A 6,261-nucleotide genomic window follows, 5' to 3' on the forward strand; every position below is an offset into this window, starting at 1 on the left:
CGTGAAATTACCGGGGAAGGCGGAGCTGGCGGGAAACAGCGAGGTTTCGCCCGGGCGCATCTTCGGATAGATAGATCGAGGCGCTGCCGACGTTTTGTCGGCGGCATGTCGGGAATACGGGAAAGTGCTGTTGTCGTCCGGTACGGGATTGTTCGTTACATTCGAAGGCGGTGAGGGTGCCGGCAAGTCGACGCAGATCCGCCGCCTTGCGGAAGCGTTGCGCAGCCGCGGCCATGAGGTGCTGCTGACGCGTGAACCGGGTGGCTCTCCGGGTGCTGAGGCGGTGCGCTACGTGCTGCTGTCGGGTGCCGCCGAAGCCTTCGGAACGCGGATGGAGGCGATCCTTTTTGCCGCGGCGCGCAACGATCATGTCGAGGAAGTGATCCGCCCGGCGCTGCTCGACGGCAAGATCGTGCTTTGCGACCGCTTCATGGATTCGTCGCGCGTCTATCAAGGCGTCACCGGCAATCTCGAACCCGATTTCATCGAGACGCTGCAGCGCATCGCCGTCAATGGCGTGGTGCCTGACTGCACGGTCATTCTTGACATTCCTGCAACAGCTGGACTTGCGCGCGTCAAGTCGCGCAATGCCGACGGACCTGACCGTTTCGAGAAGGAAGAACTGGAGACGCACGAGAAGCGCCGCGAGGCCTATCTCGATATCGCAGCCCGCGAACCGGAACGTTGCCGCGTCGTCAATGCCATGCAGGACGAGGCCGACATCGCTGCCGAGATCCTTGCGATCATCACCAAGCTGATGAGTGGCATTGCGGCCGAAAAGACGCCGGTAGCCGTTCATGAGTGAGGAGCGGCCCGGCCTGCTGGATGGAGCTATCTGGCCGGCGGAAAATCCCAAGCTCTTCGGACATGAGGACGCGGAAGCGTTTCTCTCGCAGTCCTATAGGTCCGGCAAAGGCCATCACGCGATCCTGATCGAAGGCCCTGAAGGCATCGGAAAGGCTACGCTCGCCTTCCGCTTCGCCAATTATGTGCTCTCCAATCCCGATCCGGCGCTGGCGCCGGAGATCATTCCCGATCCCGATCCTGCGTCGCCAGTCAGCCGCCAGATTTCGTCAGGCGCTTCGCACAATCTTCTGCATCTTGCGCGGCCCGTCGATGAAAAGACCGGCAAGGTGAAATCGGCGATCACTGTCGATGAAGTGCGCCGCGCCGGGAAATTCTTCTCGCAGACATCGGGCACCGGCAACTGGCGCATCGTCATCATCGATCCGGCCGATGACATGAACCGCAATGCGGCAAACGCCATCCTGAAGATTCTCGAGGAGCCGCCGAAGCGGGCGCTGTTCCTCGTTCTGTCGCATGCGCCGGGCAAGCTGTTGCCGACCATCCGTTCGCGCTGCCTGCCGCTGAGGCTCGCGCCGCTTGGCGACGATGCGCTGGCTCTGGCACTTGCCAATCTCGGCGCCGCGGTTGACGACCGGGCATTGTTGACGGCGGCGAAGGGCAGCGTAGGAGAGGCGCTGAAGCTGATGAATTACGGTGGCGGCGAGATCATCTCCGCCTATCAGGATGTGCTATCGGCTCAGGGACCGGCGGCGCGGCGCGCCATGCACCGGCTGGCCGATGCGCTGTCAGGCAAGGAAAGCGACACGATCTTCGAATTCTTCGCGAGCCATATCGGCGACGACCTGATGAACCGGGCGCGCCAGGCGGCGAGGGCGGGTGATCTCGGTGCTGCCGAACGGCTTGCGAGGCTGCAATCCGATGTCAACGAGCGTCTCATCGTCTCGGGTGCCTACAACCTCGACCGCAAGCAGACGATCCTCGGTATCCTGTCCGACATCAAGCAGCCCGGCCCTTAATCAGCCTGTCAGCAGTTTCCAGGCGACGACGGCAAGTGTCAGCGCCAGGACGATGCGGATCGTCCGCTCGTGCAGCTTCGGTGCCAGCAGGCTTCCGGCGACGATGCCGGGTATCGACCCGACAAGCAGTGTCAGAAGCATCAACCAGTCGATTTCGCCGATGAACCAGTAGCCCATGCCGCCGATCAGCGTCAGCGGCACGGCGTGAACAATGTCGGATCCGACGATCTCGCGAACGTCGAGATTCGGGTAAAGGATCAGCAGGATGGTGACGCCGAGCGCGCCCGCGCCGACCGACGTCAAGGTCACGAGAATGCCGAGAGCAAGACCGAGAATGACGGTGAAAATCGCGATCGTCAGCGGCCGGGGCGGGGCGCGTTCGCCGATTACCGTACGTGCGAAGGAAAGCACCTGGGCGCGGAAGATCAGCATGAAGGCAGTCACGACCAGCAGCCAGCCAAGCGCAATGGTGATCGTGTGCGCGACTTCGACGCTCTTGCGATCGACGCCGGCCATCAGCCAAAGCATGAGGAGGGCGGCCGGCACGCTTCCGGCGGCGAGTGAGCCGACGATGCGCCAGTTCACCCTGCCATGCATGCCGTGAACGGCGGTGCCTGCCGACTTGGTAATCGCGGCATAGAGTAGATCGGTGCCGACGGCTGTCGCCGGATGAACGCCGAACAACAGCACGAGGATCGGCGTCATCAGAGAGCCGCCGCCGACGCCGGTGATACCGACCAGCATGCCGACGAGAAAGCCGGAAAGCGAATAGAGAGGCTGGAACGTTTGCGGCAGGCTCACGGGGCACACCTTGAGGCGCCTGCGTTGATCGGCTCATGTTTGACGGTCATTGTGCCTCGCCCGGAATTGTCACCAAGGCGTAGAATGCCGGCGAAATCCCGTCAAGCGCAGCAGGCCCGCGAGGCGGTCAAAACGCTGCTGCTTTCGAAACTTAGTGTTTCTCTTCGCCATCACATGCGCTAAGAGCGGCTGACAATTTTTATAGAGTAAGCCGGATGTCCGCCATGACCGACAAGAAGCCCTTCTACATCACCACCGCGATTTCCTATCCGAACGGCAAGCCGCATATCGGCCATGCCTACGAACTGATCGCAACGGACGCCATGGCGCGCTTCCAGCGCCTAGACGGCCGTGATGTCTTCTTCTTGACGGGTACCGACGAGCACGGCCAGAAGATGCAGCAGACGGCGCGTGCCGAAGGCATCACGGCGCAGGAACTGGCCGACCGCAATTCCGGCGAGTTCCAGGCGATGGCGAAGCTGTTGAACGCGTCGAACGACGACTTCATCCGCACGACGCAGGAGCGCCACCACGAGACCTCGCGCAACATCTGGAACCTGATGGCCGACAACGGCGACATCTACAAGGATTCCTACGCCGGCTGGTACTCGGTGCGCGACGAAGCCTACTATCAGGAAGACGAGACCGAAGTGCGCGCCGATGGCGTCCGCTACGGGCCGCAGGGCACGCCTGTCGAATGGGTGGAGGAAGCCAGCTATTTCTTCAAGCTGTCCGAATACCAGGACAAGCTGCTGAAGCATTACGAAGAGAACCCCGATTTCATCGGCCCGTCGGAGCGCCGTAACGAGGTCATCTCCTTCGTGAAATCAGGCCTCAAGGATCTCTCCGTTTCGCGCACGACCTTCGACTGGGGGATCAAGGTTCCCAACGACCCCGAGCATGTCATGTATGTCTGGGTCGATGCGCTGACCAACTACATCACGGCCACAGGCTATATCGAGGACCGGAACGGCCCGCGGGCGAAATACTGGCCTGCCGACGTGCATATCATCGGCAAGGACATCATCCGCTTCCACGCCGTCTACTGGCCGGCATTCCTGATGTCGGCCGGCTTGCCGCTGCCGAAGCGTGTCTTTGCCCACGGCTTTCTGCTCAACAAGGGCGAGAAGATGTCGAAGTCGCTCGGCAACGTCGTGGATCCCGTCAATCTCGTCAATCACTTCGGCCTCGACCAGGTGCGCTACTTCTTCCTGCGCGAAGTCTCCTTCGGCCAGGACGGCAGCTACAGCGAGGAAGCGATCGGCCAGCGCATCAACGCTGACCTCGCCAATGGTATCGGCAACCTTGCCAGCCGTTCGCTGTCGATGATCGTCAAGAACTGCGACGGCAAGATCCCGGAACCCGGTCCGCTGACGGATGAAGACAAGGCGATGCTGGCGGCTGCCGATGCGCTGCTGGCCTCCACCCGCGAGGATATGGGCAAGCAGCTGATCCACAAGGCCGTCGCATCGATCATCGCCGTGGTCTCGGAAACCGACCGTTATTTCGCCGGCCAGGCGCCGTGGGCGCTGAAGAAGACCGATCCGGATCGGATGGCAACCGTGCTCTACGTGACGGCCGAAGTCGTGCGTCAGCTCGCTATCCTGCTGCAACCGATCGTGCCGCAGTCGGCCGAAAAGCTGCTCGATCTCGTTGCCGCGCCTGCGGACAAGCGGGATTTCGCAGCGCTCGGCGAAGCGGGCCGCCTGGTTCCGGGCACCGAGCTCGAAGCACCGACGCCTGTCTTCCCGCGCTACGTGGCGCCTGAGGCGTAAGGACTGCAGATGCTGATCGATACGCATTGCCATCTGGACTTTGCCGACTTCGATGCCGAGCGTGACGAAATCGTCGCGCGCGCGCATCAGTCGGGCGTCAAGCAGATGGTGACGATCTCGACGCGGGTGCGCAAGCTCGACGGCCTGCTTGCCATCACCGAACGCTATCCCTCGGTCTTCTGTTCTGTCGGCACGCATCCGAACAGCGCCAATGAAGAGCTGGATATCCAGACCGAGGATCTCATGCGGCTGGCCAATGCGCATGAAAAGATCGTCGCCATCGGTGAAGCCGGTCTCGACTATTTCTACGACACGCAGACGCCTGAAGATCAGCAGACCGGCTTTCGCCGCCACATTGCCGCGGCGCGCGAAACGCGGCTGCCGCTGGTCATTCACAGCCGCAGCGCCGACGAGGACATGGCGGCGATCCTGACCGAGGAAACAGGGAAGGGGGCCTTCCCTTTCATCCTGCACTGCTTCTCGGCAGGGCCGGAACTTGCCAAGACCGGCGTCGAACTCGGCGGCTACATCTCGTTTTCGGGCATCCTGACCTTTCCCAAGTCGGAAGAGCTGCGCGCGATCGCCAAGACGATCCCGCATGACCGGCTGCTGGTCGAAACCGACGCGCCGTATCTGGCGCCGAAGCGCTGGCGCGGAAAGCGCAACGAGCCTGCTTACGTCGTGAACACCGCCGAAGTGCTGGCCGAGACGCTCGGGCTCAGCTATGCCGACATGGCGGCGATCACGACCGAGAATGCCTTCCGGCTGTTCACAAAGATGCCGAGGATCTAGCCTCGTGGGTTACCGGCGGCGTTTCACCATTCTGGGCTGCGCATCGTCGCCAGGCGTGCCGCGCATCACCGGAGATTGGGGCGCCTGCAATCCCTATAATCCCAAGAACCGCCGGACACGCGCATCCTTCATGGTGCAGCAGTTCGACGATAATGGCGGCGTGACGACCGTCGTCATCGACACCGGATCGGATTTTCGCGAGCAGATGATCGCCGCCAGGGTCGAGCATATCGACGCCGTGATCTACACGCATCCGCATGCCGACCACATCCACGGCATCGACGACCTGCGCGGCTATTTTCACAATGGTCATCAGCGCGTGCCGATCCATGCAAACGCCTTCACCATGGACCGCATCCGCCAGGGCTTCGGCTATTGCATCGAAACGCCTCCAGGCAGCAATTACCCGCCGATCGTCGAGCCGCGGCTGATCGAGACGATTGAGGAGCCGGTGCGCATCTCAGGCGCCGGCGGCACGATTTCGTTCCGGCCGCACGAGCAGCAGCACGGCGATATCATCTCGCTCGGCTTCCGCATCGGCGATGTCGCTTACTGCAGCGATATCAGCGACTTTCCGCCCGAAACTGCAGCGAAGCTTGAAAATCTCGACGTGCTCGTCATCGACGCGCTGCAATATCGCTATCATCCGAGCCATCTGTCGCTCGAGCAGTCGCTGGACTGGATTTCAAGATTGAAGCCGAAGCGTGCGATCCTGACGCATATGCATACGCCGCTGGACTACGACACGGTGATGGGCGAGACGCCGGATCATGTCGAACCAGCCTATGATCAGATGCAGTTCGAAATCGAACTCAGCGATCAGTAAGCGCGCTGAGGGTTGCAAAATGGCGGATTTGTGGGCCTCTTGATCGTAGTCGATATGGCTTTTTGTTCCATAATGTTGATTATGCGATCTTTGTGTGTAGCGGCATTTTAGAGATGCGACATATAGGCTAGTTAGAGATGCGACAGTCGTCGCCTCTTGGGATGCTAGCTGAACGTCAGCATTGGGAAGCAAGACAAGCGACGTGCATCGTGGTCGAGGCCATTTATGTTCGGAGTCGTCATGT

At 61.3% G+C, this 6,261-nt stretch carries 5 protein-coding genes and 1 pseudogene; 5 read left to right on the forward strand and 1 reads right to left on the reverse strand.

Features of this window, described 5'->3' with window-relative positions; translation table 11 throughout:
• The first annotated feature begins 130 nt into the window (after nt 1–130).
• Together tmk and AC1DV9_RS07175 are read left to right on the forward strand one after the other, a co-directional pair.
• A complete protein-coding gene (gene tmk, locus AC1DV9_RS07170; RefSeq protein ID WP_477946937.1) occupies nt 131–805 on the forward strand; it encodes a dTMP kinase in 675 nt (224 codons plus the stop codon).
• Entirely contained in the window at nt 798–1,823 is a 1,026-nt protein-coding gene (locus tag AC1DV9_RS07175; RefSeq protein ID WP_477946939.1) for a DNA polymerase III subunit delta', read from the forward strand. Before tmk ends, AC1DV9_RS07175 begins: the two co-directional genes overlap by 8 nt.
• Here the strand turns inward: AC1DV9_RS07175 and AC1DV9_RS07180 are convergent, their stop codons facing one another.
• Entirely contained in the window at nt 1,824–2,618 is a 795-nt protein-coding gene (locus AC1DV9_RS07180; protein WP_477946963.1) for a sulfite exporter TauE/SafE family protein, read from the reverse strand. It abuts the gene before it with no gap.
• Nucleotides 2,619–2,800: 182 nt separating this feature from the next.
• Here AC1DV9_RS07180 and metG point away from each other — a divergent pair.
• From metG to AC1DV9_RS07195, 3 genes and pseudogenes are all read left to right on the forward strand, one after another.
• Nucleotides 2,801–4,399 (forward strand): annotated as a pseudogene (gene metG / locus AC1DV9_RS07185) (methionine--tRNA ligase); the annotation flags it as partial.
• Nucleotides 4,400–4,408: 9 nt separating this feature from the next.
• The gene (locus AC1DV9_RS07190; RefSeq protein WP_477946940.1) at nt 4,409–5,191 is read left to right on the forward strand and encodes a TatD family hydrolase; all 783 of its coding nucleotides are present in this window, start codon (nt 4,409–4,411) and stop codon (nt 5,189–5,191) included.
• Between the two features lie 4 nt (nt 5,192–5,195).
• Nucleotides 5,196–6,017 carry an MBL fold metallo-hydrolase gene (locus AC1DV9_RS07195; protein WP_477946941.1) on the forward strand — a complete coding sequence of 274 codons (822 nt, stop codon included), beginning with the start codon at nt 5,196–5,198 and terminating at the stop codon, nt 6,015–6,017.
• Nucleotides 6,018–6,261 lie beyond the last annotated feature (244 nt).

The sequence above is a fragment of the Rhizobium sp. 01L410 genome (assembly GCF_056400165.1).